The 1,693-nt window shown below is 73.6% G+C and carries 2 protein-coding genes; both read right to left on the reverse strand.

The window, feature by feature from the left end; all coding sequences use genetic code 11:
- Positions 1-845, reverse strand: an 845-nt coding sequence (locus tag EUA98_RS19510; protein WP_130104339.1) for an electron transfer flavoprotein subunit alpha/FixB family protein, incomplete at its 3' end; no start/stop codon positions are given.
- Positions 846-887: 42 nt separating this feature from the next.
- The coding region (locus tag EUA98_RS19515) for an electron transfer flavoprotein subunit beta/FixA family protein (protein ID WP_130104340.1) at positions 888-1,693 on the reverse strand (806 nt) is incomplete at its 5' end.

Raw genomic sequence — 1,693 nt, forward strand, 5'->3', positions numbered from 1 at the left:
TGGTGCACGGCCCCGGACACCCCGGCCCCGATGTACAGGCGCGGTGCGACGGTCACCCCCGTCTGGCCGATCTGAGCGCCTCGGTCGATCCAGCCCTCGTCGGTCGCCACGCGGGTCGCGCCCACGCCGGCACCCAGCAGGTCCGCGAGCTCTTCGATGACGGAGAAGTCGCCGCCCGTGCCACGTCCGCCGGCGATGACGACCTCGGCCTCGCCGAGCTCGGGCCGGCCCGACGTCGGCCGCTCGGTGCGCTCCACCAACGTCACCGGCCGCACGCGCGCGCTGAGGGTGACGGCGACGTCGACCACCTCCGGGGTCGTGGCGACGGCGGCATCCTCGGCGTGCACCGAGTTCGCCTTGACCGCGACGATCGCCAGCGGCGTGGTGATCGCGCAGCGGGCGAGCCAGGTCCCGGCGAACGCCGACTTGTCGGCGACGAGCCGACCACCCTCGACCGCCAAGGCGCCCGCGTCCACCACGACGCCGGCACCGGTCGCCGCGCCCAGGCGGGCCGCGATCTCCTTGTTGTCGAACGTCGACGTCAGCAGCACGAGGGCGGGGCGCTGCGCGGTCACGACGGCGACCAGCGCATCGGCGGCGACCACGGTCTGTCGCAGGTCGGCTCCGTCCGCGCCCGCAGCGCCGGCACCGACCCGGTAGACCCGCGTGACCCCGGCCTGCCCGAGCGCCGGGATGACCCCCTCGATCCCGTCGCCGAACCAGATCCCCTCCACGGAGGCGCCGAGGGAGCGGGCCGCGGTGACCAGCTCGAGGACCGGCGGGCGCAGGTGCCCCTCGTGGTGGTCGAGCAGGACCAGGGCCGGGCCGGAGAGCGAGGAACTCATCGCGTAGGACTCCTTGAAACGCCGAAGGGGGTGAAAGGCAGGTCAGACGAGCTTGTGCTCGACGAGGTAGGCGGCGAGCTGGGCGCCCGCCGTGCCGTCGTCGGTGACCAGGATGCGGTTCTCGCGTGCCGGGCGGGCCGCGGCCTCGAGGACCTCGGTGCGCGCACCCGCCGTGCCGACCGTCGCCGGGTCGACGCCGAGGTCGGCCAGGGTGAGCACGGTGACGGGCTTCTTGCGGGCCGCCATGATCCCCTTGAAGTTGGGGTAGCGCGGCTCGTTGGCCTGGTCCGTGACGCTCACCAGGGCCGGCAGCGGCGCGGTGAGGATCTCGGTGACGGAGTCGATCTCGCGGCGTACCCGCAGGACCGGCCCGTCGAGGGTGACCTCGGCGGCGAGCGTGAGCATCGGGAGGTCGAGCAGGTAGGCCAGGGTGGCCGGCAGCATCGACGTGAGTCCGTCGAGCGCGGCCATGCCGGTCACGACCAGGTCGACCGGGTCGGTCGCGCCGAGGTGCTTGATCGCGGCCGCCAGCACGGTGGCCGTACCGAACACGTCGGAGCCCGCGATCGCGTCGTCGAGCACGTGGACCGCGACGTCGGCCCCCATCTGCAGGCCCCGCCGCACCGCGTCCTCGGCGTCGTCCGGTCCGACCGTCAGGGCGATCACCTCGCCCGTCCCGCCACCGTCGACGTGGGTCTCGAGCAGCGCGAGGGCGGCCTCGACGGCGTTCTCGTCGAGCTCGTTGAGCGTCCCGTCGCCGCCGTCCCGGACCACCCGGCCATCGGATCGCAGGCTCCGTTCGGACTGGATGTCCGGCACGTGCTTCACGCACACCACGATTCTCATCA

The sequence above is a fragment of the Pengzhenrongella frigida genome (assembly GCF_004168625.1).
Lineage (GTDB): Bacteria > Actinomycetota > Actinomycetes > Actinomycetales > Cellulomonadaceae > Pengzhenrongella > Pengzhenrongella frigida.